Origin of the sequence: Bordetella sp. FB-8 (assembly GCF_000382185.1) — a bacterium.
GTDB lineage: Bacteria > Pseudomonadota > Gammaproteobacteria > Burkholderiales > Burkholderiaceae_B > Bordetella.
The window spans coordinates 4,029,261-4,052,272 of sequence record NZ_KB907784.1 but is presented as its reverse complement, the minus strand read 5'-3'; the positions used below and the strand labels follow the sequence as shown (position 1 = coordinate 4,052,272).

The following is a 23,012-nucleotide window of genomic DNA, read 5'->3' as shown; positions in this document are numbered from 1 at the left end:
CGTAAAACCGCTGTAAAAATCAGGCGGCTACGGCCTGCGGCGCCGGCCGCGAGGTCGGTACGTCCTCGATCGGGCAGGCGGGCCGGAAGGAGTCGGCCTGCGCCATGTGCCAACCGGTGCGGAAGATATCGTGCTGGAATTCGCCGCGCAGCAACTCGCCCTGTTCCAGGGTGGGAAAAAGGGCCGAGAGCAGGCGGACTTCGGAGGACGAGATCCGGCGGGCGATATGTTGCGGCCGCAGATCGCTCGGATGGGTCAGCCCGGCGGCTTCGATCAATTCGGCCAGCGCATGCAGGGTATTGCGGTGGAAGTTGTTCACGCGTTGCGCCTTGTCGGGCACCACCAGGGCACGTTGGCGCATCGGGTCCTGCGACGTTACGCCGGTCGGGCACTTGCCGGTATGGCAGGACTGGGCCTGGATGCAGCCCAGCGCGAACATGAAACCGCGCGCGGCGTTGCACCAGTCCGCGCCCATGGCCAGCACGCGCGCCATGTCGAAGGCCGTGATGATTTTGCCCGAAGCGCCCAGCCTGATACGGTCGCGCAGGCCCACGCCCACCAAGGTGTTGTGCACCATGCGCAGGGCTTCGCGCAGCGGCGTGCCCACGTGGTCGACGAATTCCACGGGCGCTGCGCCCGTGCCGCCTTCGGCGCCGTCGACCACGATGAAATCGGGCGTGATGCCGGTCTGCAGCATGGCCTTGACGATGGCGAACCATTCCCAGGGATGACCCATGCAGAACTTGAAACCCACGGGCTTGCCCTGGGACAGTTCGCGCAGCCGGGCCACGAAACGCATCAGGCCGATGGGCGAGTCGAAGGCGCTGTGCGCGGACGGCGAATTGCAGTCCTGCCAGGCCGTCACGCCGCGGGCCTCGGCGATCTCGGGAGTGACCTTGCCGGCTGGCAGGATGCCGCCGTGGCCGGGCTTGGCGCCTTGCGACAGCTTGATCTCGATGAGCTTGACCTGCTCGGTGCAGGCGTTGCGCACGAAGGCTTCCTCGGAAAAACGGCCCTGTTCGTCGCGGCAGCCGAAGTAGCCCGAGCCGATATTCCAGACCAGCGCCCCGCCGGCCTTGCGGTGGTAGCGGCTGATGCCGCCTTCGCCCGTGTCGTGGGCGAAGTTGCCCAGCCGTGCGCCCTCGTTCAGCGCCAGTATGGCGTTGGCCGAGAGGGCGCCGAAACTCATGGCCGAGATGTTGAAGACCGACATGGCATAGGGCTGCTTGCAGTCCGGGCCGCCCACCATGACGCGAAAGTCAGTGTCCTGGATGTGCGAGGGCGCGAGCGAATGGTTGATCCATTCGTAGCGGTCGCCATAGACGTCTTCCTGGGTGCCGAAGGGGCGCTTGTCGAGCTGCTCCTTGGCGCGCTGGTAGACGATGGAGCGCTGCGCGCGCGAGAAGGGCGCGGCGCTGGTGTCGTCTTCGAGGAAGTACTGGCGGATCTCGGGGCGGATGTATTCGAAGAGAAAACGCAGATTGCCCAGCACCGGATAGTTGCGGCGGATGGCATGGCGTTTTTGCACCATGTCGTAGACGCCCAGCAGGGTCAGGGCCCCAAGCGGGATCGCCGCCCACAGCCAGCCGGCCGCGTGCCATGCCGCCAGCAGTGTCGTGACGACCGCGCCGACCAGAACGATGGCGAAGGTGGTGTAGCGGGTGGTGATCCAGCGCATGAGACTCTCCACGAGACGAAAATCAGCAGTGCGAGGGTATCGGCGTTTTTTCGACCACCAGGCCGAACAGGGGACGCAGCCGCACGCCCGCAATACTACCGGCGAAAGCGGCCAGCAGCCATAGCCAGCCGTGCAGGCTGCCCGAAAGTATGCCGCTGAAATAGGCGCCGATATTGCAGCCGTAGGCCATGCGCGAACCCAGGCCCAGCAGCAGTCCGCCCGCCACCGCACCCGCCAGCGAACGCGCCGGTACTTTCCAGAGCGGGTCGAAATTGCCGGCTGCGCTGGCCGCGGCCAGGGCGCCCACCATGATGCCGATGTCGGTGATGGAGGTGGCGTCGTGGCTGATGGGCGCGGCCAGCGCGGTCTTTTGCGCAACCCAGAACTGCCAGTGGACAACGTCCACCCCCAGGCCTTGCAGCGTCTTGGCGCCCCATAGCGAGAATGCCGAGGTGATGCCCCACGGGCGGCCGACCAGGGCCAGGTTGGCGAAATTCAGCAGCACCAGTCCCACGCCTCCCGCGATCAGGGGCCAGGGGCCGCGCAGCAGCGACGGCGAGCGATTGGTGCTCGTGAGGGTGGCGAGCACATGGCCATGGCGGCGCTTTTCCAGCGCCAGGGTTAGCCAGGCGATCAGGGCGAAGACGACCAGGTTGGCCGCCAGCGCCTGGGGCACGCCCCAGGCCTTGATCAGCGAGATGGGCGGCAATGCCGGCAGATGCGACCACCAGCCGTAGGTGTAGGTGCCCAGCACGCCGCCGACGATGAAGAACAGCAGGGTGACGAGCATGCGGGTATTGCCACCGCCCACGGCGAACAGGGTACCCGAGGCGCAGCCGCCGCCCAGCTGCATGCCCAGGCCGAACATGAAGGCGCCCAGCAGCACCGACACGCCGGCCGGTGCCACCAGCCCGGTCACGTGTTGGCCCAGGAGCGAACCCTGCGCCAGGAAGGGGAAGAACAGCAGTACGCCCAGGGCCAGCATGATCATCTGCGCGCGTAGGCCCGCGCCGCGGCGGTCGGATACGAATACGCGCCAGGCCTGGGTGAAACCGAAGGCGGCATGATAGAGCGTGACTCCCATCAGTGCGCCGACCAGCCACAGCGTGCCCTGGCGCCAGCTAGTGGTCTGCATCAGGTAGGCTGCGCCTGCCAGCCAGATCAGCAGGGCGGCGGCGAGCGGTTTGCGGTGGGTGAAAAGCGGCGGCGAAGCGGGCAGGGACAAGGCGGCAGAAGAGTCGGTATTCATGAAGCGGTGGATCACAGCTGTTTGTTCGTTGATCGGATGGGCCTTGCCCACCGTGACACGGGCAGGCAGTTTGGCGCCGTTCTTGCGAGCGATGATCGCGGCCAGGAGGGACAAGGCGATCTCGGGCGGCGTGCGGCTGCCGATAGACAGGCCGGCAACGCGTTCAGACCGGCGACTTTCACGTAAGTCGGGAGTATCAGCCGCAATGCAGCGCCTGGATCGCGCCCTTGCCGTCGAGGATGATGTTGATGCGGTAGGGGTCGTATTCCATGGTCATGACCTGGCCAGGCTCGAGCAGCCGGATGGCCCGCGAGCCGGAGCGCCGGCGCACGGATTCGCCCGTGCCGTCGCTATAGGTCTGTCCGAGCATGTTTTGCACGCGGTCCGAATCGCAGTCGGAAGACGGCGAATCGGACGACATGGGGGTGTAGGAAGTGCCCGAACCCGATGGACTCGAAGGGCCTGCGACGCTGGCGGAGGAACCGCTCGCTCCCGGAGCGGCGCAGCCGCCAAGCAGAGCGGTCAGCGCGAGCGGTGCCAGTAGAGAGGGCAGTCTGAAAGCCATGATCTTTCCAGGTGTTCAAAACGCTAAGGAAGCAGGCGCAGCCACGCGGCGCTCATGCCACCGGCGTGCGCAGCGTGACAAATTCCTCGGCTGCCGTCGGGTGTATGCCCAGGGTCTCGTCGAAGACGCGCTTGGTGGCGCCGGCCTTGAGCGCGACGGCCAGGCCCTGGATGATCTCGCCGGCCTCGGGCCCGACCATGTGGCAGCCCAGCACGCGATCGGTTCGCGCGTCGACCACTAGCTTCATCAGCGTCTTTTCCTGCGATTCGGTGAGTGTGAGCTTCATGGGCCGAAAGCGGCTTTCGAATATCTTGAGTTCATGCCCTGCGGCGCGGGCCTGTTCTTGCGTCATGCCGACCGTGCCGATATTGGGCAGGCTGAAGACCGCGGTGGGGATGAGGCTGTAGTCGACCCGGCGATACTCCTCGGGGCGGAACAGTTGGCGTGCCACGGCCATGCCCTCGGCCAGGGCCACGGGCGTGAGCGGTACGCGGTTGATCACGTCGCCCAGCGCCAGGATGGAAGGTTCGGCGGTGCGATAGTCGTCGTCGGTTTCGATGAAGCCGCTCTGGTCGAATCCGACGCGCGTATTCTCCAGGCCCAGGCCGTCGACCATGGCGCGCCGGCCGGTGGCGTAGAGCACGCAGTCGGCGTCCAGAGCGGTGCCGTCTTGCAGCATCACGCGCAGCGTGCCGTCGGCCAGCTTGTCGATGCGCACCGGGTTGCTGTTAAAGCGCAGTGTCACGCCCTTCTTGGCCAGCTCGTCGCGCAGGTGTTCACGCACGCTACTGTCGAAGCCGCGCAGGAACAGCTCGCCGCGATAAAGCTGCGTGACCTGGGCGCCCATGCCATGGAAGATGGAAGCGAATTCCACCGCGATGTAGCCGCCGCCCACCACCACGACGCGGCGTGGAAGGTCTTTTAGGAAAAAGGCTTCGTTGGAGGTGATGGCGTATTCCCGGCCCGGGATTTCGGGTACGAAGGGCCAACTGCCGGTGGCCACCAGGATGTGCTCGGCCGTATGGCGCTGGCCGTTGATCTGCACGGTATGCGGGTCGACGATGCGGGCGTGCCCTTCGTGCAGGGCCACGCCGGAATTGACCAATAGATTGCGGTAAATGCCGTTCAGGCGTTCGATCTCGCGGTTCTTGTTGGCAATGAGCGTGGGCCAGCTAAAGCGCGGCGCATCCGCGCTCCAGCCAAAGCCGCCCGCCTGTTCGAAGTCCTCGGCGTAGTGGGCGCCGTAGACCAGCAGCTTCTTGGGCACGCAGCCCACGTTGACGCAGGTGCCTCCCAGGTAGCGGCTTTCGGCGATGGCCACGCGCGCGCCGAAGCCCGCGGCAAAGCGCGCGGCGCGCACGCCGCCCGAACCGGCGCCAATGGCATAGAGGTCGTAGTCGTAATTCATGATGCGCAAACGCCGCGGGGACGTTCAGGGAGATGAGATGACCGGTATTTTTGCACTATCCTACATGGCTGCTTCTAAAAACCAGAACCCCGACCAGGAGATTGCCCGCATGTCCGCCCCGCGCACCAACGAATACGACCAGCCCATAGGTCCAGAACTGCCTGGCTGGAGCGCGCGCCCGCGCCCGCCACGCACGTCCGTCCAGGGCCGTTTCTGCCGTATCGAGCCACTCGATCCCGCGCGCCATGCCGACGATCTGGTCCGGGCCTTTGAGCAGGCCGCCGACGGGCGCGCCTGGACCTACCTGACCGTGGGGCCTTACGCCGATTCTGCCGATTACCGTGCCTGGCTGGAAAAGGCCGCATCCAGCGAGGACCCGCTGCATCATGCCGTGATTGACCTGTCCACGGGCGGCGCGGTGGGCACGCTCGCGCTGATGCGCATCGATCCCGCCAACGGGGTGGTCGAGGTCGGCCATGTGACGTTCTCGCCGCTCCTGCAGCGTACGCCGATTTCCACCGAGGCACAGTACCTGCTGATGCAGCGCGTTTTCGACGAGTTGGGCTATCGCCGCTACGAATGGAAGTGCGACAGCCTGAACGAGCCATCGCGCGCCACGGCCCAGCGGCTGGGCTTTCGCTTCGAGGGCATCTTCCGTCAGGCCGTGGTTTACAAGGGACGCTCGCGCGACACAGCCTGGTTTTCACTGCTCGACAATGAATGGCCGGCCCGCAAGGCGGCATTCGAGCGTTGGCTGGCGCCCGACAATTTCGATGCGCAGGGGCGGCAGCGCCGCCGCCTGGGCGATCTGGCCTGAAGGCTCAATTCCTGGCCCGCACCACCAGCACGATGCCCACCAGGGTCAGGGCGGAACCGGCAACGAAAGGCGGCTCCAGCGGTTCGTGCAGGATGAGGGCGCCGAAAATCACGCCCAGTATCGGCGCAAGAAAAGCCAGCACCGACATCTGCGTGGCCAGGTAGCTGCGCAGCATCCAGAACCAGGTCAGATAGCTGATCAGGCAGATCACGACGACCAGGTAGGCCAGGCTGGCGTAGGCCATGGGAGTCCAGGAGGGCGCGGGGTCGTGGCTTGCCAGATGCCAGGCGTACAGGATCACGCCGGCCACCAGCAACTGGTAGAAGAGGGTCTTGTCCGCCGCTGCCTCCGACAACCGGGTGTTGCGGATCAGCACGGTGCTCAGTCCCCAGGCCGCGCCAGCGGCCAGTGCCAGCAGATCGCCCGTCAGGCTCGGGCCGGCGCCGGTTGGCGCCTTGCTCTCTTTGGTCAGGAAAGCCAGCGCGATGCCGGCGAAGGCGACGGCGATGCCCAGCCACTGCCAGCGGCTCAGGCGTTCTTCCGGCCGCGTGGCATGCATGCCCAGCGCCGTAAAGATGGGCGCGGTGTAGAGGAACACGATGGAGTGTGAGGCTGTGGTGCGCTCCAGGCTCAACCCGACCAGCAGGAATTCTGCGGCGAATGCCGCGCCCACCAGCAGGCCCGCCCCCAGCGTGCCGTCGGCGAGGATCTTGCGGCCTTCCCGGCGCAACACGACGATGCCCAGCACCGCTGCGGCGATCAGCGAGCGCAAGCCAAGCTGCAAGGTGGGGGAGACGTCGTGCGCGGCCAGTTTGAGGAAAATCTGCTGCAGGCTCCAGCAAAGACAGAGCAGGACCAGCACGCCGGTGCCGAAGGTATCGAGCGGCCTGCGGACCGGGAGGGTATGAGTCATTTTGTTTCGTTTATGCAACACAAAGTCAGGTGATTATCAGGGATTTTTCGTTCTTTTCGAGGAAAGACCCTGACAATGAGCGCGGGAGATAAGCGCGTGCCGCCTGCCCACAAGGCCGGCTGCCATGAGCGCGAGGTCCGCCCGAAGCCGCGCATCCCTGACCGGTTCCGACGACCCTAAATTCTGACAAAGGAGAATATCGAGATTATGTGGATCATTCTTTTACTACCCTTCATCGGCCTCCTATGGGTGCCCTTCTTCAATAAACTCGAACCCTCTTTGTTCGGCTTTCCATTTTTCTACTGGTATCAGCTGCTGTGGATACCCGTGACGGCCTTCCTGACCTGGCTGGTCTTTCGCCGCTACCACAAGGGAGATGAGGAATGAGCAGCTCGATCAACTGGACCGCGTTGTCCGTCTTCATCTTCTTCTTCCTGCTGATCACCGTCATGGGCTTTGCCGCGTCGCGCTGGCAAAGTCAGGGCAGCAAGGGGTCCGCGCTCGACGAATGGGGCCTGGGAGGCCGGCGCTTCGGCACCTGGATCACCTGGTTCCTGGTGGGCGGCGATTTCTATACGGCCTACACCATCATCGCCGTCCCGGCCTTGGTGTACGCCGTGGGCGCCTATGGCTTCTTCGCGCTGCCTTACACCATCATCGTCTACCCTATCGTGTTCGCGATCATGCCCAAGCTGTGGCAAGTGGCGCACAAGAACGGGCACGTGACCGCGGGCGACGTGGTGTACGCCAGCTACAACTCGCGTCCGCTTGAGTTGGCTGTCGCCGTTACCGGCGTGTTGGCCACCATGCCCTACATCGCCCTGCAACTGGTGGGCATGGAAGTGGTCATCAAGGCGCTGGGTCTGCAAGGCGAAATTCCGTTGTTCGCGGCCTTCGTCATCCTGGCCCTGTACACGTACTCGGCCGGCTTGCGCGCGCCGGCGCTGATCGCCTTCGTCAAGGACTTGATGATCTATATCGTGGTGCTGACCGCCGTGATCGTGGTGCCGATGAAGGTCGGCGGCTACGGCGCGGTGTTCCACGCCGCGGCGGAAGGCTACAAGGCCAAGGGTAGCGGCAGTCTGACGCTGGCGCCCGGGCAGTTCCTGCCCTATGCCTCGCTGGCGCTGGGCTCGGCGCTTGCCGCGTTCATGTATCCGCATACGCTCACCAGCATTTTCGCCGCAAAAAGTCCCAATACGATACGCAAAAACGCGATCTACCTGCCGCTGTACACGCTGCTGCTGGCCCTGATCGCCATGCTGGGCTACATGGCCTACGCTGCGCACATCAAGGTCTCCGCGCCGAACCAGGTCGTGCCGGCGCTGTTCCAGAGCCTGTTCCCGAGCTGGTTCACGGGCTTCGCTTTCGCAGCCATCGCCATCGGTGCTCTGGTGCCGGCGGCGGTCATGTCGATCGGCGCAGCCAACCTGTTCACGCGCAATTTCTGGAAGGCTTATGTCAATCCGCAGGTGACGCACACCGGCCAAGCCAAGGTCGCCAAGATCGTCTCGCTGTTGATCAAGCTCGGCGCTCTGGCCTTCATTGTGTTCGTGCCCACGCAGTACGCCATCAACCTGCAACTGCTGGGCGGGCTGTGGATCCTGCAGACGCTGCCTTCGGTGGTGTTCGGCCTGTTCTGCAAGAGGCTGGGCGGCCGCGCGCTGCTGCTGGGCTGGATCGCAGGCCTGGCCTACGGCACCTGGACCGTCTTCGCCGACGGCATCAAGCCCGTGCATACGGTCGCGGGTTTGACTGCCTATACCGGACTGTGGGCCCTGGCGCTAAACATCATTGTGGTCGTCGTCGCCCAGCTGGTGCTGGGCAAGAAGGCCCAATCGGTCCCTGCTCAGGCCTGATCCTACGCAGCCGGGCGCATGCCCGGCCTGAAAGCCCGCCGGCTTCAAACCGGCGGTTTTTTTTGGGCCGCGCGCTTGCGTTTAACGATAGAGCGCGGGACCGTCAGTTTTCCATGATGAACCGCGGTTCGTAGGAAACCGGAAAACTCACCGATCGGGCGATAAAGCAGACCTCATGGATTCGGTGGTGGATCGCGCGCGCGATCTGCAGGTCGGCATCGGCGCGCAGCGTTGCGACCGGCCGCAGCGTGGCCGAAATGAAGCGGCCGGCCCCGCTGCGTTCAACTTCGCCGACGCCGACTGGTGTGTCGGTGTAGTGCGTCACCACGATCCCGGCGTCCGATGCATAGTGCAGGTACCAGAGCATATGGCAGGCCGAGAGCGCAGAGAGCAGCAGGTCCTCCGGATTCATCTTCGCGGGGTCGCCGCCGAGCAGCGGGTCATTCGAACACTGCACCGCGGGCTTGCCGGGAACGGCGATGTCCCAGGTCCGATCGTAGCTTCGATAGTGGGTGGTGCCTTGCCCGCGATTGCCCGTCCACACGATGCGGGAGGTGTAGTTCTGGCCCATGTTCGGCTCCTGGTCTTGTGCGTGCCGGGCGTTTTTGCGGCGCCAAGTCCGTATTCGTCTATATTGTATACGCGTATACAATAAAAGGATGAACTCTACCGCCACGCTCGCCGACGCCCTGCGCGAAGAAATCCTCTCCGGGCAGCTTCTCCCCGGTTCGCTCCTGTCCCAGACTGAGATTGCGAGCCGGTTCGGCGTCAGCCGCATACCGGTGCGCGACGCGCTGCAGCAGTTGGCCGCGCAGCGGCTCGTGCTCGTTCTGCCTGGCAAGGGCGCGCGCGTCATCGAACTGACGAAGGACGAACTCGCGCAGCTCTACGACCTGCGGGTGCTGTTGGAGTGCGATCTGCTGCGGCGCTCGATCGAAAAGGCCGGTCCTCGAGATCATGCCGAGGTCGAATACGCCTTGCGCAAATCCAGCCTCGAAGCGGGCAGGCCAGGCTGGGGGGACGGCGACTGGCTGTTCCACGCGGCGCTCTACGCCCCGGCGGGGCGCGCGAGACAACTGGCCATGGTGCAGGAACTGCGCCGCAACTGCGTGGTGCATGCCGCCCGGTACGACACTTTGGCCGAGCGCACGGCCGCATGGCTCGACCAGCACGAGGGCCTTTTTCAGTCCTTCAGGAATGGGCGTATCGAAGAGGCAGTGCGCCGCCTCGAACGGCATATCGACGCGGCGCGCGTTTTTCTGATGGACAGCCTGGGCTGATGTTTTCTCATGCCCACATGCGGCCGCGATAACATTACGCACATACGGCATTCATTCAGTTCGAGAAAAAGGGTTTCCTATGGCTTCGGCCCAAGTCCTGGCGGGTTTCCATGCAGTGGTCGCGCGCCTGCGCCACGCGCCTGATTCGATTCGGGACATCTACATCGAGGCCTCGCGCCGCGACAAGCGCATGCAGAGCCTGGTCGAGCAGGCCGAACGCGCCGGCCGGCGCCTGCACCCCGTGCCCATGGAGCGGCTGGACGGCCTGTCCGGCGGCACGCGCCATCAGGGCGTGGTCGCGCTGGCTGACGCGCGCCAACTGGCCGTGAGTATCGATGAAGTCCTGGATGTGATCGAGGGTCCGGCATTCCTGCTCATCCTGGACGGCGTCACCGATCCGCACAATCTGGGTGCCTGCCTGCGCACGGCGGATGCCGCCGGCGTGCACGCGGTCGTCGCGCCGCGCGATCGCGCCGTGGGATTGACCAGCGCCGTACAGCGCGTGGCCTGCGGCGCCGCCGACACCGTGCCCTACATCACCGTCACCAACCTGGCCCGCACTATGCGCGAACTCAAGGACCGCGATATCTGGCTGGTCGGCACTGACGACCAGTGCGAGGGCAATCTGCACGCCGTCGACGCGCGGCGCGCCATGGCCTGGGTCATGGGCGCCGAAGGCGAGGGCATGCGCCGGCTCACGCGCGAAACCTGCGACCAGTTGGTGCGCATCCCCATGCTGGGTTCGGTGGAAAGCCTGAACGTCAGTGTGGCCAGCGCCGTATGCCTGTACGAGACGGTACGACAGCGGCAAACCTGACCAACCCAGCATCGGTATGAGATGCTTCGATCTTGACCAGATCCGAACTTGAGATGAATTGAGTCGAGGCTTGCAGAGCAATCCGAGGCGCCGGGCGTGCGAACGCAGACGCCTCTGGCGGCGGCCACCGGAATTGCGCAGGGCAGCCTCGAGGCCTCCGGAACTCAAGCAGGTCCAACAAGAAGAACTGAAATAATCGATAGCAAGTTAAGAAGAGAATCCCCATGCACAAGAACGGCCTGACCACCGAAATCCTGCATTCCGACCGCAAGCAATCCGTAGAACACGGTGCTGTGCACAAGCCCATGCACCCCTCGTCGCAGTACATCTACGAGGACGCCCGCGAATTGGCCGCCGTGTTCCAGGGCAAGGCGGGCTACACCTACTCGCGCCAGGGCACGCCGACCACCGGCGCGCTCGAGGCCAAGATCACCCTGATGGAAGACGGCGTGGGCTCGGTCAGCTTCGCCTCCGGCATGGCTGCGATCACCGCCGTCCTGACCACCTTGCTCAAGCGCGGCGACCATCTCGTCTCCAGCAAGTACGTCTTTGGCAATACCAGCAGTCTGCTCGGCACCCTGGCTGACCTGGGCATTGAAATCAGCTTCGTGGACGCCACCGACATCGACCAGGTGCGCGCGGCGCTGCGTCCCAACACCCGCATGGTCTTTGCCGAGACCATCGCCAATCCCGGCACGCAGATCGCCGACCTCAAGGGCATGGGCGAACTCTGCCGCGAGCATGGCGTGGTCTACATGGTCGACAACACAATGACCTCGCCGAGCCTGTTCAGACCGCGAGAGGTGGGTGCCAGCCTGGTGATGAACTCCTTGTCCAAGTACATCGCCGGCCATGGCCATGCCCTGGGCGGTTCGATCACCGATACCGGCCTCTACGACTGGTCGGACTATCCCAATATCGCCGAACCCTACCGCAAGGGACAGCCCACCGGCTGGGGGCTTTTGCAGATCAAGAAAAAAGGCCTGCGCGACATGGGAGGCACGCTGGCGGCCGAACCCGCGCACCGTATCGCCATCGGCGCCGAGACCCTGGCGCTGCGCATGGAAAGGCACTGCTCCAATGCCCTGGCGCTGGCGCGATTCCTGCAGGCGCACCGCGGCGTGGCCAAGGTGCATTACCCCGGCCTGGCCGGCCATGCGCAGCACGCGCGCGCCACCGAATTGTTCGGCGGCCGCTATGGCGGCCTCATGGGCATCGAGTTGGCCGAAGGTATTGATTGCTTCGACTTCATGAACCGCCTGCGGATCGTGCTGCTGGCCACGCATTTGGGCGACACGCGCAGTCTTGCGTTGCCGGCCGCGCACACCATTTATTACGAGATGGGCCCGGAGCGCCGCAGGCAGATGGGTATCGTCGATAGTTTCATTCGCCTTTCAGTAGGCATTGAGGACCAGGCCGATCTGATCCACGATTTCGACCAAGCCTTGCAAGCAAGCATGCCTCGATAAGACGCGCAGGGCGTTCTATCACAAACGATCACCGATCGGGGTCATGCCCGCGCTCGCGCGCGCATAAACAATGCAAAGTCTGCCGCCGAGGCCCGCGACGATATCGGTGTTTCCCCTTGTCGCATTGCGTCATGCACGGCAAACCAGTAACGGCGCGGCTCGTAGCGTCATGCGCGGGCTTTTTGCTTGACAATGGTCATTGGCCCAAGGCTTAATACACTCACTGCGTCGCAGTGGCTAGGATGCGTTTTTTCCGTCAAAGCCACTGCGACGTAGCAATTAGAACGAGCGCTACGCTGCGCAAGATTCCGCTTTCTGGTTGCTTCACGTGTTTGCTTGGCCATGGCGCGTGCCGGATGCTCACGCTGCGTCGGCCATAAATATCTACTCATGAGGGGTACAACTTAATGAACAAAACTGAACTCATCGATCACATCGCCAGCAAGGCTGACATCTCCAAGGCCGCGGCAGCCCGCTCGCTCGATGCATTGATCGGTGCTGTCAAGACCACCCTGAAAAAGGGCGGCACGGTAACGCTGGTCGGCTTTGGTACGTTTGCCGTTTCGTCGCGCGCCGCGCGTACGGGCCGCAACCCGCGCACCGGCGAAGCTATCAAGATCAAGAAGGCCAAGGTGCCGAAGTTCCGCCCGGGCAAGGCGCTCAAGGACGCCGTGAACTGAAGCCGGGTTCTTCCGCCCGCAGTGCAGTCTGGATCGGGGACCTCGGGTCCTCGATTTGCTTGGTGGGCAAGGCAATGGCTATACTCCTACCTTGCAAGATGCCCAGGCGTGGCCCCGCAGGATTCGGGTGCTTAGCTCAGTTGGTAGAGCGGCGCCCTTACAAGGCGTAGGTCACAGGTTCGAACCCTGTAGCACCCACCATCCTAGCCCTTGCAAATCAATCACTTACGCCGCTCTAGCCAGCGGCGTTTGTTTTTGCGGTTCAGAACTTGCCGTAAATTTGACGTTGCCGGCATGCTCCGCATGATGCGACGGAGCCAGGTGGGCGTACTTCAGGACCATCGAGAGGGTCTTCCAGCCGCCCAGCTCCTTCAAGACAAGTAGCGGGGTGCTCTTGCCCGTCATCCGTCCTTGGACGTGCCAGGAAGCCCAGGTATGTCGAAGGTCGTGGAATCGGAAGTTCTTGATCCCAGCAACCTGGCAGGCCTGCGCCCAGTCTCTGCGGTCGATTTGTTGTATTTTCACGCCGCTGTCGCCCCGGGTGAAAACCAGCGGCAACCCGAGCTTGACTGCTTGGGCTGCCCGACGCTCGAGGACCTCCAGGGCGATATCGTTGAGCGGAACCGACCGAGACTCCCCGGATTTAGCGTCAGGGGCTTCGACCCAGGTCGAGCGGTTAGCCACATGGACCTGGCTCGGGGGCAGGGTGAAGAGTTCATCCTCGCGCATGCCCGTCATCACGGCTACCCAAGCCACATCTTGCATCCAGGGCAGGCGTAGCGCCTGAATCAGGGTGCGGATTGTCTCCGGGGGTTCCCAGCGAACCCGCACTTTCGGCTCGGAATATCTGGGCAGGTATGGAGCCCGATTGATCCAGCCCCAGCGATAGCAGAGATTGAGCAACCGACGAATAGTCGTCAGATACTTGTTTTTCGTGCCATTCGAAATGGGAGCGTTGCCACCGTACTTGCTCGCCCTGTGCGTGGGCAATGCATCGACGATTTGCGTTGCGGTTAAAGAGCGCACTGTCCTGCCGACAAACTTGGTTCTCCAGTACGCGATATGCCTCTGTTTTGTGGCGTAGTCGCGCTGGCCCAGGCTTTCTTTCAAGAACCGAACCGCCGCATCTGCGAAGGTGTGATCGGGTTCTTCTCCGAAAGCTTGCAGGCGCCACAGCGAGGCTTTTAGCCTGTCGTGGTACTCCTGCGCCTGGTCTTTGTCGGTCGTTCCAGTAGAGCGTCTAATTCGCGCTCCGACTTTAGGGCAGAGGTCAACAAACCAGACACCAGACTTCTTGTCTCTGCGGAGTGACATTCGGAATCTCCGACGACCCGCATCGATAGCAGGGTCGTAGTATTGCGCGGTGCCGACAGCTCTGCAAGCCTCGAGGGCCAAACATGCCAGATCCGGCCGCCCGGCAGCTGAAAGCCGATCTCTCGGCGTTTGGCGTATACCGTGCCGTACGATAGTTTCAGGCGCGCGGCGACTTCCCGCAGCGTCAGTGCGGTCTCTTCGGCCATGAGAGCCTCCTGGAATCGCTTGTTGACTGTGGCCCTAGCTGACGGCCTGGTCGAGGTCGACCTGGTCCAGGCGAGCCGGGAAATCAGGCAAGTCATCTCCAGCGGCGCCGTTCCAGCCCCACCAGCCGTCCTTGCCATAGGTTTCGTCGTAATACGTCGATTTCTCGGCCTTGCGAGTCTGATAATCGGTAGAAGTCATCCCCCATACCTCCATCGGTATCGGCGCACCCACGTCCTTGAGCCAGAAGTCGGGGAAGGTCACGTCGTCGGCATCGAAACGCAGGGGTTTCTCGAAACGCCGGCCCTCGGCCACGAGCTTTTCCGCCACCAGCACCTCGAAACTGGACTCCACAGGGATCCAGTCCTGCGAGACCGACATCAGCGAGATGTCCACGACCTGGGCCGTCATATTGCCACCCGAGGATTTGGGCGGATCCGTTTGCACGATGGCGATGGAGGGATTGCCCGATCTCCAGGCATTGATCTCTCGTGAGAACCGCTTCTGCAGGGTCTCCCACAATTCGCCGTTCATCAGAAGATGCGGAATACCGTGGTAGGTCGAGATCGGCAAGGTCGACGCCAATTCCGATTCATCGTGATGCTTGGCCAGCGGCGCGATCACTACAAGCCGGCGCCGCTCGGCGCTCGCTGCCTGGCTTTTGGCCTGATTCATCAACGCCTGCTTGCCTTCGGCCGGCGCGCCTATCAGGAGATTCTGGGATAGTTTGATACGCCCCGCATAGGTGCTCGTGGCGATCCGCTGCAGATGATAGTGGACTACGCCCATCGTTCGCTTGCCCTGCATCCCTGGTGACCAGGTGTTCAGGCCTGCTTGCGTCCAGAGGTAGTGCAGCAGCCCCAGCAGCGACATGCTGGTCTGGCCGGGCTTGCGGTTTGTCTGCACCGGCTTCGCGCCAGCTTGCTCCGCCTCGTCGGGCGCTTTGGTCGAGCGCTGCTGCAGGCCGATCTTGAGCTTGATCTTGGTATTGCCGTCGTCGAGCTCTTCGACGACGCCGCGGCGGTAGGCGCTCATGCCAGAGGCGTTGGGATCAGCGCCCCAGAAGATGCAGTCGTCCGCGTGTTCGGGGCCGCTGTCCGGAAAACGCGCCAGGTGAAACTTGTCGATGGCCGAGATGCTGTGGATCGACAAGCGCTTTTCTCCGGCACCGCCGCACAAGCAGCGCAGAAGGGCTTTGCCGTGCGACATGACCAGCACCTTCTTCCAGCCCTCGGCGAACTGTTCTTCTTGCTGGAATGCCGGCGAATAGGTTTTCGTTTGCCCGCCCAGTGTGATCTCCACCGGGTAGGTTTTGTACTCTTTCATCTGTCCTCTCCGGCAATGGCCATGCTTTTCGTCTCAAGATGTCGCCGGCATGGCGGGGTTCATGCGTGCAAGCCTTCAGTGTTTAGCGGCTAAACAGGCACTCCTTCAGAGGGGAGGCAGGTTGCTCTCCGAGTACCCGATGAGATCGCCAATCGACACCCGATTTTGGGAAAACCAGCCCTGGGACATCTCGAGCGCATAGAGAATGGGTTTGCCGGAACAATGGCCCACCTCGGTTTCCGGGGCCATGTCTTCGATCCTGATGATGGTGCCATCCGCTTCAATAAAAGCGATGGAAAGCGGTGTGGGCGTGTTTTTCATCCAGAAGCACACGTTCTGCGTCTTCTTAAAAACAAAGAGCATCCCGTGGTTGTCGGGCAAACTCTTGCGGAACATGAGGCCGAGTTCTTGCTCCTTGGTCGTGCGAGCGACTTCAGCCGTCACCACCTGGCTGCCGACTCTAAGTTGGACTGTCGGTAATTGTGGCTGGGGGAATTGATGCGCTTTTGCCTGCGCTGATATGAACAATGCCATGAGCGGCACGAGCAGGCATGAGCCTGTATCCAACCAACGGCGATTCTTCATATTCCTCAACCGAGGGGCAAGAAAAATGCCTGCTACGAGCAGGCAGTGGAAGGGGTGTTTAGCGGCTAAACACAAGCCGATTTGGCCGTTGATTTAGCCGCTAAACATGACGCGAATTTTCATTGAAAGTACGTCGATTCGGCGGCCACACAGAAGATCACGCCGATACCCAATCTTCAATCCGAAGCCCAGGGATTCGTTGAAATTCGCGCGTATTGTTGGTGACGACGATGAGCCCTAATGAGCGCGCATGACCAGCAATCTGGGCATCGTAAGGACCGACCGGCGAGCCTTGCTTTGCTAATTCGGCTCGAACCTGACCTGTATGCGCGGCAGCAGCAGCGTTGTAATCGAGTACTTCAAGTCTTGCTGCCAGGCCTTCGACAATAGCGAGATTGGCCTCAGGCTCGGCTGACTTTTCGGCGCCGTAGATCAGCTCCATCAGCGTGATGGTGCTGATGCTGATTTGTCCGGTATGTCGCATGAACATCTCACGGACTTGCTGAGGTTTGTTCTTGCTAGTGTAGATGCAGATGTTGGTGTCCAACATGTACTTCAGCATCAGAACGACTCCCGAGTCTGATCAGCAGGCTGATCGCGATCGACCATGAAATCCGACGAGACAGAAGGACCGTCAAACCAGCTATCCCAGCTTGACCCGGCAGGAGTGATGATGCGCGAATTGCGGACAACCACTACCTCGACCTGCTTTACCCCTTCTGGGAAGGCTGTCGCTTTCGGGAGCCTGACTGCCTGGCTGCGATTGTTCATGAAAAGGGAAGAGAGGGTCATGGCATGGACTCCTGGCATATACGAGCAGTATCTACAATACTAGGAAAGATGATTGTATATGTCAATGGGATATGCCAGGAGGAAACATCCGAATCAGAGCGCTCGAGCATGCTGTTTAGCGGCTAAACACCCTTCGGTTTAGCGGCTAAATTTCATGTGGCTGAGGGATGGAACGCCGATTCGGATGCCGCCTACGAGATACCTCGACGTAGGCGGCGACTTAGGGACTTGCACCCCGCAGCTCCGTTGGTTGCCGGAGCAGGTATTTGCAGACATTACCCGCCATGTCTGCACGCTTTCTTTCGGAAAGCGGGCGCTTGTTGGAAGTGCAAGGATCGGATTCCCGAAAACAATGCGCTTCCAATACAAGACCATTGCGCCGGCGCAGCTCTGCACCACACCGGGATTTGTCGCCGGACTGATCCGACGTGTTCCGCACGAACACCTTGGCGTGAGCCCTTCTCTGTGTTTGCAGGAGGGCTCTCAATGGATTTTGCTGTGACTTTTGTGTCAGGGCAGACAGCAGTTCCCACCACCCAAGGTCGAATCACTCGACAGAGGGCAATGGGAGTCCCCAGGCGGCAGCGCTTCGCAGCGGTTGCCGAACGGTTTGAAATTCGTAGATTAAAGAGCTGGTGTGTAATGCCTGACAAAATAGTAAGGCATAACACAACTAATTGTCAACTCTTGACGCAATTAAGGAAGGCTGTTCACAAACTGAAAAGTGCTGTGAAATAACTTATGGACCCTGCGGGTTTGTTTTGCAGGGTGACAGCATGAGTTAAGAATCTATTCGGTTTTGACTACTTTCGGAACGAGTCTGAGTTGTCCCTTGCTTCTAGAAGGGATGGCGTGACTGTTCGAAATAACCCTGGGGGACCAAGGTGGCGGATTAGTCGTCTTTCGTGCCGTTCTTGAGTTTCTGTCCAGTGCGAGCTTCAAGCATTGACAGTGTGGCATTTAGAGCAACGCAGACATCCAAAATCTCGCTCTCTGAGAGCATTTCGATGCGTTTTCGATCAACTTCACGAAAGGGCCATGCTGCATTTTTTTTGCCGGTTAGAAGGTAATCGGTAGTTGTGTTGAGCATGGAGGCCAGCTCGGGCAGGCGCTTGATGTCCGGGCTGGTTTCGTTTCGTTCCCAGTCAGAGACTGAGGCTTTGTGGATGCGAAAGCGGTCGGCCACATCCTCCAGGCTAAGGCCCTTTGCTTTGCGACATTCACGGATTCGAGAGCCGAGTGTACTCATGCTCGCAGGCTAGCACTTGCGTGTTGTGTGTTGGCCTGATTAAAATGTTGTGTATTACCTTACATTTTTTGGATTTGACTAATGACCACTGATGAGGAAGTCCACCGAAGGCAAGTGCTGGTCAAGGCCGCATTAAGAAATGCTGGTGGTGTCTCGCGTTGGGCTCGATTTTTTGGCATTGCTCGGACATCGATCTATGACTGGATCAAGAAGGGAGAAGTCCCGATGAAGAGAGCGCTCACTATTGAAAAGGAAAGTAGAGGGCTAGCCAGAAGGCAGGAGCTACGCCCTGGTGATTACTGGGAATGCTGGCCGGAATTGGAAGCCCCGTCCCCGGATAAAGATGAAAAGCAGTGACGTGTTTAGCCGCTAAACACTGGCGAGTGAGGCGGCGATTCAAGGCGGTGTTTAGCCGCTAAACAGACAGGAGAAAGGCATGGAACAAAGAATGAAAATACTCGTCGTCGCGCAGGGCAAGGGCGGCAACGGCAAGACCGCTACTTCAGCACACAGCGCATGGTTCGCGGCAGAGCAGAGGGTGAGAACCCTGGCGATCGACTTCGATACGGGCAACTTGTCGTTGTCGCTGTCCAGCCATGCGACCGGAATGAAAGCCAGCGCCTTGTTCGGTATGGGCGAGGGCGATCCCGCGGTCGACCGTTTAGCCGCTAAACAGGCGTCTGATGATGGCAACGATCTCGATCTGATCGCCGCCGATAAGCAGCTTCAAGCGCTGCTGCCGTTCGCGCCGCAGGAGCAGGTAATAGCGAAGCTGAAGGATTCAATGGAGACGCTCAGTCCTCACTACGACTTTTGCGTTATCGACACGCCGCCCAATCTGTCTGTCGCCGTGGGCGCCGCTCTAAGCATTGCCGATGCCGTCATTGCTCCGGTGGAAATGGAGACCTACAGCATCGAAGGCATCGTGGACATGATGACGATCGTCTTCAACGCCCGAAAGGTGAATCCCAAGCTGCAGTTCCTGGGAATCATCCCCAGCCGGGTCGACCTGCGTAATCCGCGACATGTCGCCCACCTTGCGCAGGTTCAGGCCGGGTACAGCCAATTTCTGACTCCCTTCACGATCGGGCAACGCACGTCGATAGCCGATGCGCTGGCTGCTGGAGAGCCTGTCTGGAAAAGCCGCAAGACCGCCGCGCGCGTAGCAGGCACTGAGATGCGCGCAATGGGGCAATACGTGCTGGAGAAGCTTCATCTGAACAAAACGACGGATGAAAAATCGGAGATCGCGAAATGAAAGTTGCAACTACTTTGTCGGGCTGCGTGTTCCTCATCTCCTATGTGCTCGCACTGTTTGGAAGGGTGCCGTGGCCTGCGCCGTGCGCTTGGGCAGTTATCTACGTAGGCTCGATGATCGCGGCCTCCATCCAAGGTCTCAAGGTGAAGGAATAGATGATGAAAGCCTCCACCTCTAAAGCACCTGCTCCGCTGGATCTGAGCCGCATGGGCAATCTGGCCTCGATGCTGGCCACCCCCGAACCTACTTTGCAATCTGGTCAGCCGATGGAGTTGCGGCTCGACAAGATCAAGCTGAAGCCTCAAGTTCGAACGGCTGAAAACCCCGGTCTGTCGCCAGAAAGCATCGCCGAGATCGGCGCCTCGATCAAGGCTCGTGGCGTGAAGACGCCCATTTCTGTTTGCGAGGACCCGGACAATGCGGGTGAGTATTTCCTCAATCATGGCGAACGTCGCTATCGCGGCTCGCTGTGGGCAGAGAAGGTGACGATCCCGGCATTTGTCGACAACGACCACGATGAGGATGACCAGATCGTCGAGAACATCCAGCGTGAAGGCCTGACCGCTCGGGAACTGGCTGACTACGTTGGCCGCAAGCTTTCGCAGGGCCTGACTCAGGCCGAGATCGCTGCGAAGCTGGGTAAGAGCAAGGCCTATGTCTCGCAGTATGCCGCAATGCTCAATCTCCCGGAGCCGGTAGCGCAAGCGGTTACCGATGGTCGCATCACCGACGTCACCGTCGCCAATGAAATGGCGCGCGCCTACAAGGAGAACCCGAAGGCGGTAACAGCGGCACTGGAGCAGGGCAGTTTAGCGGCTAAACAGTCGCCCGCAGGTCAGGGTGAGGAGCCTGGTTTAGCCGCTAAACCAGCTACGGCCCGTGTCAATCGCGATACGGTCAAAACCCTGCGCACGAAAGCCAAGAAGGCGGTCAAAAAGGATCCGGTTTTTGCATCAGGCGATGTCAAGCGCGTCGAGCGTGCACTGTCCGACCACCTGGCGACCAAGGTCACCATTCGGTCAGGAGCCAAGGGCCGCATCGAACTCGTCACGCAGGCGACATCCTGGGATCACTTCAACTCCCTGATGGACAAGATGTCGCTTTCGAAGGCCATCGAGTCGGAAGGATAAGGAACGCAGATGTTGAGTCTTCATCTAATGTCCCAACGCCTTCCCTCCGCGCTGACGCTCGTCTTGCTGGGTGCGCCGCTTATAGGCTGCGGCGTTTCTGCTGCGGCAGAAGAGATCTCCCAGAAGATGGTCCAGCTCGACACACGCTCCAACCTGGCGGTGAAGCCTATGCCCTATCGGAATCCCCATCGGAATCCGAAGAAGCAGCTCGCTGCCATCACTGCGGCCGTGGCTGGCATGCTGCTGCTGGCAGCGCTTGCCCTGGGCCTGCAATCTCTCCTTCTGTATGCCGTGCTATTCGGGATCGTGCTTGTCCTGCTGGCGGCCGTGGACACCAAGACGGGCTACTTGCCCGATGTGCTGACGATGCCGCTGATGGGCGCCGGCCTGGTCGTGAACTACTTTCACTTCTTCGCCTCGTTTACCGATGCCTGCTTGGGCGCTGCAATGGGGTATTTCGTCATCGCCGCATCCAATTTTCTGCATCAGCGGTTCCGTCGCCAGTCGGTATTCGGAGGAGGGGATGCCAAGATGCTGGCGGCCATCGGTGCCTGGGTCGGATATAACGCCGTCGTGTTTGTCTCGGCTTTGGCGCTGATAGGGCCCTTTGTACTGACGTTTTCCCATTTCGTACGAAACCGTCATGCGAGAATTTCCACAGAGATGCGGCCGGCGCCATTCGGCCCCTGGCTCGCCGCCGCCGGCGTCGCAGTGATGTTTCTCTCTTCGATTTAAGGCTGACCATGTCAACCCTCACGATCAGGCCCAGGTTTGAATTGCCGCGTGCGATCTTTTGCTTGGTAACCCTCCTTACGCTGGCATCGACCTTGATTATCGTGTTCATTGGGTTGCCCCTTGCCCTTGTGCCCAAGCGCCTTTGGGGCTGGGACCTCGATCATCAATTCCTGGGCCTTCCGCTGCTGGCTGTTTTTATCGGCTTGTTCTGGCTGATCTTTCGGCATCTGGTGCGCCGCTACGACAAGTACGAGGGTGTCCGCGTCTTCGCCCAGCGCGAGCGCCCCTTCGACGCTTACCAGACCTGGTCCACCCATCTGGGCTCGCCGATGTTCAAGTCGATCCGGTGGCGGTTGAGGTTTTTCCTATTCTGGAAAACGAACGACAAATTCCTTCGCGTGCTGGAACACAAGGCGGATCGCCAGGTCGTAAATAGCATGTCCCTCTATGCCTTCGAATCCATGCTTCAAGAGCACCGCGCGAAGCCCGGCATTCTCATCATCAGCACGTCGCTATTGAATCGCCGCAACCGTAGCGCTACGCGGCTGCAGGATCGCATCGATGCCGTCTGCAGCCAGCCCGGCTGGCGCTTCGAGCGGGTGGTCAGAGATCTGGGCGTCGTACTGAGTGCGGCATCGCGTTTTCAGTATGGCTGGCAGTCGGTTCCTGGAGAGCAGCGCTGTCGTTTCCAGGCTCCCGGCATCATTGCCTGGCGGGCAGGGGACGGCGAGCTTTCGGACACGAACTGGCAGGCTCGGATGAAGGCGTTGAACCTGCGCGTAGCTACGGAAGAGGATCTCAATAGCCCGGTGTTTAGCGGCTAAAGATATGACAGGCAGTCGATGCCAAACCGAGGAAATAATCCATGAATCCCTCTATCTTCTTGTTCTTGCTGCCCGGCCTAGCAGGCATGCTGGGTTTGTGGTGCGTGTTGGATGTGCTTCGCTGCAGCCGCAGTTCCGAAGATAATGTCGACGCCAGGGATAGCGTAAGGGATGGATCCCAAGCTGTCGCAGAGAGCGTAGTGAATCCTGCCCTGGTCCCTGTCTGGCACCCTTTCGACGATAGCGAAATGTGGTGGGCTGGCGAGGTTGTGTGGCTGTGGGAAGCTTCATGGGAAAAGCCGCGGCTCGCCATTGCCGACCCCGAAGATCCCGGCGAGTTGTCTTACATTCGTGGGAAAAAGGTTGGCGAAGACGGGGAAGCTTGGCCTACTCACTGCTCTTATCCTGTCGCACTCGCCTTTCCGATGGCACATAACGACCAGCGCTGATTTCACTTTCTAAATCCTCCACCGTTCCCGGATTCTCTATGCCCCGTTTATCTTTCGCCGCACAGCAAACCAAGCTTCAAAAGGAGATCGGCAAGCTGATGAAGCAGTCCGAGCAGCTGAAGTCCAAGCAGCGCAAACCTGTCCTGGCGCGCATCGTCAAGGACATGCGAGACCACGGCATCACGATCGAAGAAGTGGAGAGGGCCTTTGGCGCCCGACGTACCGCTGTTCGCAAGCCGAAAGCTGCGGCGCGCAATTCGACCGGCGGCCGCGGCGTCGCTCCGAAATACCGGCACCCGGAAACCGGCGAGACCTGGTCCGGCCGAGGCCGTGCGCCGCGCTGGCTGGCCGCAGCGGAGGCGGCCGGCGCAGCCCGTGAAAGCTTCGCGATCGCCGAGACTACGGCGTAAC

26 protein-coding genes and 1 tRNA gene are annotated in these 23,012 nt (G+C 61.2%); 15 read left to right on the top strand and 12 right to left on the bottom strand.

What is annotated here, in order from left to right:
• Window positions 1-19 precede the first annotated feature (19 nt).
• From H143_RS0119465 to gorA, 4 genes are all read right to left on the bottom strand, one after another.
• Window positions 20-1,678: an FMN-binding glutamate synthase family protein gene (locus H143_RS0119465; protein WP_019939944.1), complete on the bottom strand. Its 1,659-nt coding sequence runs from the start codon at window positions 1,676-1,678 to the stop codon at window positions 20-22.
• 22 nt (window positions 1,679-1,700) lie between these two features.
• On the bottom strand, window positions 1,701-2,927 hold the full coding sequence (locus H143_RS0119460) for a YeeE/YedE family protein (RefSeq protein ID WP_026350258.1): 1,227 nt from the start codon (window positions 2,925-2,927) through the stop codon (window positions 1,701-1,703).
• A 196-nt stretch (window positions 2,928-3,123) separates the two neighbouring features.
• Entirely contained in the window at window positions 3,124-3,492 is a 369-nt protein-coding gene (locus tag H143_RS22285; RefSeq protein ID WP_033365709.1) for an I78 family peptidase inhibitor, read from the bottom strand.
• Window positions 3,493-3,544: 52 nt separating this feature from the next.
• The gene (gene gorA, locus H143_RS0119450) at window positions 3,545-4,900 is read right to left on the bottom strand and encodes a glutathione-disulfide reductase (protein ID WP_019939941.1); all 1,356 of its coding nucleotides are present in this window, start codon (window positions 4,898-4,900) and stop codon (window positions 3,545-3,547) included.
• A 109-nt stretch (window positions 4,901-5,009) separates the two neighbouring features.
• On the opposite strand from gorA, the gene H143_RS0119445 reads away from it, so the two are divergent.
• Window positions 5,010-5,717 carry a GNAT family N-acetyltransferase gene (locus H143_RS0119445; RefSeq protein WP_026350256.1) on the top strand — a complete coding sequence of 236 codons (708 nt, stop codon included), beginning with the start codon at window positions 5,010-5,012 and terminating at the stop codon, window positions 5,715-5,717.
• Window positions 5,718-5,721: 4 nt separating this feature from the next.
• On the opposite strand, the gene H143_RS0119440 is transcribed toward H143_RS0119445, so the two are convergent.
• The gene (locus H143_RS0119440; protein WP_019939939.1) at window positions 5,722-6,630 is read right to left on the bottom strand and encodes a DMT family transporter; all 909 of its coding nucleotides are present in this window, start codon (window positions 6,628-6,630) and stop codon (window positions 5,722-5,724) included.
• A 207-nt stretch (window positions 6,631-6,837) separates the two neighbouring features.
• On the opposite strand from H143_RS0119440, the gene H143_RS0119435 reads away from it, so the two are divergent.
• Entirely contained in the window at window positions 6,838-7,017 is a 180-nt protein-coding gene (locus H143_RS0119435) for a DUF3311 domain-containing protein (RefSeq protein WP_019939938.1), read from the top strand.
• Window positions 7,014-8,489, top strand: coding sequence for a monocarboxylate uptake permease MctP (gene mctP / locus H143_RS0119430; RefSeq protein ID WP_019939937.1), 1,476 nt, complete (start codon window positions 7,014-7,016; stop codon window positions 8,487-8,489). Before H143_RS0119435 ends, mctP begins: the two co-directional genes overlap by 4 nt.
• A gap of 103 nt (window positions 8,490-8,592) precedes the next feature.
• Here the strand turns inward: mctP and H143_RS0119425 are convergent, their stop codons facing one another.
• On the bottom strand, window positions 8,593-9,060 hold the full coding sequence (locus tag H143_RS0119425; protein WP_019939936.1) for an OsmC family protein: 468 nt from the start codon (window positions 9,058-9,060) through the stop codon (window positions 8,593-8,595).
• A gap of 88 nt (window positions 9,061-9,148) precedes the next feature.
• Between H143_RS0119425 and H143_RS0119420 the strand changes: the two genes are divergently transcribed.
• From H143_RS0119420 to H143_RS0119400, 5 genes are all read left to right on the top strand, one after another.
• Entirely contained in the window at window positions 9,149-9,769 is a 621-nt protein-coding gene (locus H143_RS0119420; RefSeq protein ID WP_019939935.1) for a GntR family transcriptional regulator, read from the top strand.
• Between the two features lie 79 nt (window positions 9,770-9,848).
• Entirely contained in the window at window positions 9,849-10,586 is a 738-nt protein-coding gene (rlmB, locus tag H143_RS0119415; RefSeq protein WP_019939934.1) for a 23S rRNA (guanosine(2251)-2'-O)-methyltransferase RlmB, read from the top strand.
• A 224-nt stretch (window positions 10,587-10,810) separates the two neighbouring features.
• Complete coding sequence (locus H143_RS0119410; protein ID WP_019939933.1) at window positions 10,811-12,055, top strand: cystathionine gamma-synthase family protein; 1,245 nt, start codon at window positions 10,811-10,813, stop codon at window positions 12,053-12,055.
• Between the two features lie 407 nt (window positions 12,056-12,462).
• Window positions 12,463-12,735 carry an HU family DNA-binding protein gene (locus H143_RS0119405; RefSeq protein WP_019939932.1) on the top strand — a complete coding sequence of 91 codons (273 nt, stop codon included), beginning with the start codon at window positions 12,463-12,465 and terminating at the stop codon, window positions 12,733-12,735.
• 125 nt (window positions 12,736-12,860) lie between these two features.
• Window positions 12,861-12,936, top strand: a tRNA-Val gene (locus H143_RS0119400).
• A 24-nt stretch (window positions 12,937-12,960) separates the two neighbouring features.
• On the opposite strand, the gene H143_RS0119395 is transcribed toward H143_RS0119400, so the two are convergent.
• The 6 genes from H143_RS0119395 to H143_RS21285 all read right to left on the bottom strand — a co-directional run bounded on the left by H143_RS0119395 (window position 12,961) and on the right by H143_RS21285 (window position 18,205).
• Window positions 12,961-14,049: a site-specific integrase gene (locus H143_RS0119395; protein WP_019939931.1), complete on the bottom strand. Its 1,089-nt coding sequence runs from the start codon at window positions 14,047-14,049 to the stop codon at window positions 12,961-12,963.
• Between the two features lie 240 nt (window positions 14,050-14,289).
• Entirely contained in the window at window positions 14,290-15,579 is a 1,290-nt protein-coding gene (locus H143_RS0119390) for a DUF1173 family protein (RefSeq protein ID WP_019939930.1), read from the bottom strand.
• Window positions 15,580-15,684: 105 nt separating this feature from the next.
• Window positions 15,685-16,164, bottom strand: a complete 480-nt coding sequence (locus H143_RS21290; protein ID WP_155803461.1) for a DUF192 domain-containing protein — start codon at window positions 16,162-16,164, stop codon at window positions 15,685-15,687.
• 157 nt (window positions 16,165-16,321) lie between these two features.
• A complete protein-coding gene (gene vapC / locus H143_RS0119380) occupies window positions 16,322-16,726 on the bottom strand; it encodes a tRNA(fMet)-specific endonuclease VapC (RefSeq protein WP_019939928.1) in 405 nt (134 codons plus the stop codon).
• Window positions 16,726-16,956 carry a type II toxin-antitoxin system VapB family antitoxin gene (gene vapB / locus H143_RS0119375; protein ID WP_019939927.1) on the bottom strand — a complete coding sequence of 77 codons (231 nt, stop codon included), beginning with the start codon at window positions 16,954-16,956 and terminating at the stop codon, window positions 16,726-16,728. The genes vapC and vapB overlap by 1 nt, the downstream gene beginning before the upstream one ends.
• Before the next feature lie 892 nt (window positions 16,957-17,848).
• A complete protein-coding gene (locus tag H143_RS21285) occupies window positions 17,849-18,205 on the bottom strand; it encodes a helix-turn-helix domain-containing protein (RefSeq protein WP_081627107.1) in 357 nt (118 codons plus the stop codon).
• Between the two features lie 81 nt (window positions 18,206-18,286).
• Here H143_RS21285 and H143_RS22280 point away from each other — a divergent pair, with 81 nt between their 5' ends.
• From H143_RS22280 to H143_RS0119330, 7 genes are all read left to right on the top strand, one after another.
• Window positions 18,287-18,562, top strand: coding sequence for a YdaS family helix-turn-helix protein (locus H143_RS22280; RefSeq protein WP_033365702.1), 276 nt, complete (start codon window positions 18,287-18,289; stop codon window positions 18,560-18,562).
• A 79-nt stretch (window positions 18,563-18,641) separates the two neighbouring features.
• Window positions 18,642-19,463: a ParA family protein gene (locus tag H143_RS0119360; protein ID WP_231378530.1), complete on the top strand. Its 822-nt coding sequence runs from the start codon at window positions 18,642-18,644 to the stop codon at window positions 19,461-19,463.
• Window positions 19,464-19,621: 158 nt separating this feature from the next.
• Window positions 19,622-20,593, top strand: a complete 972-nt coding sequence (locus H143_RS21275; RefSeq protein ID WP_231378529.1) for a ParB/RepB/Spo0J family partition protein — start codon at window positions 19,622-19,624, stop codon at window positions 20,591-20,593.
• A 63-nt stretch (window positions 20,594-20,656) separates the two neighbouring features.
• The gene (locus H143_RS21270; protein ID WP_196801336.1) at window positions 20,657-21,328 is read left to right on the top strand and encodes an A24 family peptidase; all 672 of its coding nucleotides are present in this window, start codon (window positions 20,657-20,659) and stop codon (window positions 21,326-21,328) included.
• Window positions 21,329-21,336: 8 nt separating this feature from the next.
• A complete protein-coding gene (locus tag H143_RS0119340; protein ID WP_081627105.1) occupies window positions 21,337-22,152 on the top strand; it encodes a hypothetical protein in 816 nt (271 codons plus the stop codon).
• A gap of 41 nt (window positions 22,153-22,193) precedes the next feature.
• The gene (locus H143_RS0119335; protein ID WP_019939920.1) at window positions 22,194-22,601 is read left to right on the top strand and encodes a hypothetical protein; all 408 of its coding nucleotides are present in this window, start codon (window positions 22,194-22,196) and stop codon (window positions 22,599-22,601) included.
• A gap of 38 nt (window positions 22,602-22,639) precedes the next feature.
• Entirely contained in the window at window positions 22,640-23,011 is a 372-nt protein-coding gene (locus H143_RS0119330) for an H-NS family nucleoid-associated regulatory protein (protein ID WP_019939919.1), read from the top strand.
• The last annotated feature ends 1 nt before the right edge of the window (window position 23,012 follow it).

Bases quoted from the DNA above. Each gene is read 5' to 3' on its own strand.
- H143_RS0119465 (WP_019939944.1), bottom strand. From the start codon at position 1,678: ATGCGCTGGATCACCACCCGCTACACCACCTTCGCCATCGTTCTGGTC.
- H143_RS0119460 (WP_026350258.1), bottom strand. From the start codon at position 2,927: ATGAATACCGACTCTTCTGCCGCCTTGTCCCTGCCCGCTTCGCCGCCG.
- H143_RS22285 (WP_033365709.1), bottom strand. From the start codon at position 3,492: ATGGCTTTCAGACTGCCCTCTCTACTGGCACCGCTCGCGCTGACCGCT.
- gorA (WP_019939941.1), bottom strand. From the start codon at position 4,900: ATGAATTACGACTACGACCTCTATGCCATTGGCGCCGGTTCGGGCGGC.
- H143_RS0119445 (WP_026350256.1), top strand. From the start codon at position 5,010: ATGTCCGCCCCGCGCACCAACGAATACGACCAGCCCATAGGTCCAGAA.
- H143_RS0119440 (WP_019939939.1), bottom strand. From the start codon at position 6,630: ATGACTCATACCCTCCCGGTCCGCAGGCCGCTCGATACCTTCGGCACC.
- H143_RS0119435 (WP_019939938.1), top strand. From the start codon at position 6,838: ATGTGGATCATTCTTTTACTACCCTTCATCGGCCTCCTATGGGTGCCC.
- mctP (WP_019939937.1), top strand. From the start codon at position 7,014: ATGAGCAGCTCGATCAACTGGACCGCGTTGTCCGTCTTCATCTTCTTC.
- H143_RS0119425 (WP_019939936.1), bottom strand. From the start codon at position 9,060: ATGGGCCAGAACTACACCTCCCGCATCGTGTGGACGGGCAATCGCGGG.
- H143_RS0119420 (WP_019939935.1), top strand. From the start codon at position 9,149: ATGAACTCTACCGCCACGCTCGCCGACGCCCTGCGCGAAGAAATCCTC.
- rlmB (WP_019939934.1), top strand. From the start codon at position 9,849: ATGGCTTCGGCCCAAGTCCTGGCGGGTTTCCATGCAGTGGTCGCGCGC.
- H143_RS0119410 (WP_019939933.1), top strand. From the start codon at position 10,811: ATGCACAAGAACGGCCTGACCACCGAAATCCTGCATTCCGACCGCAAG.
- H143_RS0119405 (WP_019939932.1), top strand. From the start codon at position 12,463: ATGAACAAAACTGAACTCATCGATCACATCGCCAGCAAGGCTGACATC.
- H143_RS0119395 (WP_019939931.1), bottom strand. From the start codon at position 14,049: ATGTCACTCCGCAGAGACAAGAAGTCTGGTGTCTGGTTTGTTGACCTC.
- H143_RS0119390 (WP_019939930.1), bottom strand. From the start codon at position 15,579: ATGAAAGAGTACAAAACCTACCCGGTGGAGATCACACTGGGCGGGCAA.
- H143_RS21290 (WP_155803461.1), bottom strand. From the start codon at position 16,164: ATGAAGAATCGCCGTTGGTTGGATACAGGCTCATGCCTGCTCGTGCCG.
- vapC (WP_019939928.1), bottom strand. From the start codon at position 16,726: ATGCTGAAGTACATGTTGGACACCAACATCTGCATCTACACTAGCAAG.
- vapB (WP_019939927.1), bottom strand. From the start codon at position 16,956: ATGACCCTCTCTTCCCTTTTCATGAACAATCGCAGCCAGGCAGTCAGG.
- H143_RS21285 (WP_081627107.1), bottom strand. From the start codon at position 18,205: ATGAGTACACTCGGCTCTCGAATCCGTGAATGTCGCAAAGCAAAGGGC.
- H143_RS22280 (WP_033365702.1), top strand. From the start codon at position 18,287: ATGACCACTGATGAGGAAGTCCACCGAAGGCAAGTGCTGGTCAAGGCC.
- H143_RS0119360 (WP_231378530.1), top strand. From the start codon at position 18,642: ATGGAACAAAGAATGAAAATACTCGTCGTCGCGCAGGGCAAGGGCGGC.
- H143_RS21275 (WP_231378529.1), top strand. From the start codon at position 19,622: ATGAAAGCCTCCACCTCTAAAGCACCTGCTCCGCTGGATCTGAGCCGC.
- H143_RS0119340 (WP_081627105.1), top strand. From the start codon at position 21,337: ATGTCAACCCTCACGATCAGGCCCAGGTTTGAATTGCCGCGTGCGATC.
- H143_RS0119335 (WP_019939920.1), top strand. From the start codon at position 22,194: ATGAATCCCTCTATCTTCTTGTTCTTGCTGCCCGGCCTAGCAGGCATG.
- H143_RS0119330 (WP_019939919.1), top strand. From the start codon at position 22,640: ATGCCCCGTTTATCTTTCGCCGCACAGCAAACCAAGCTTCAAAAGGAG.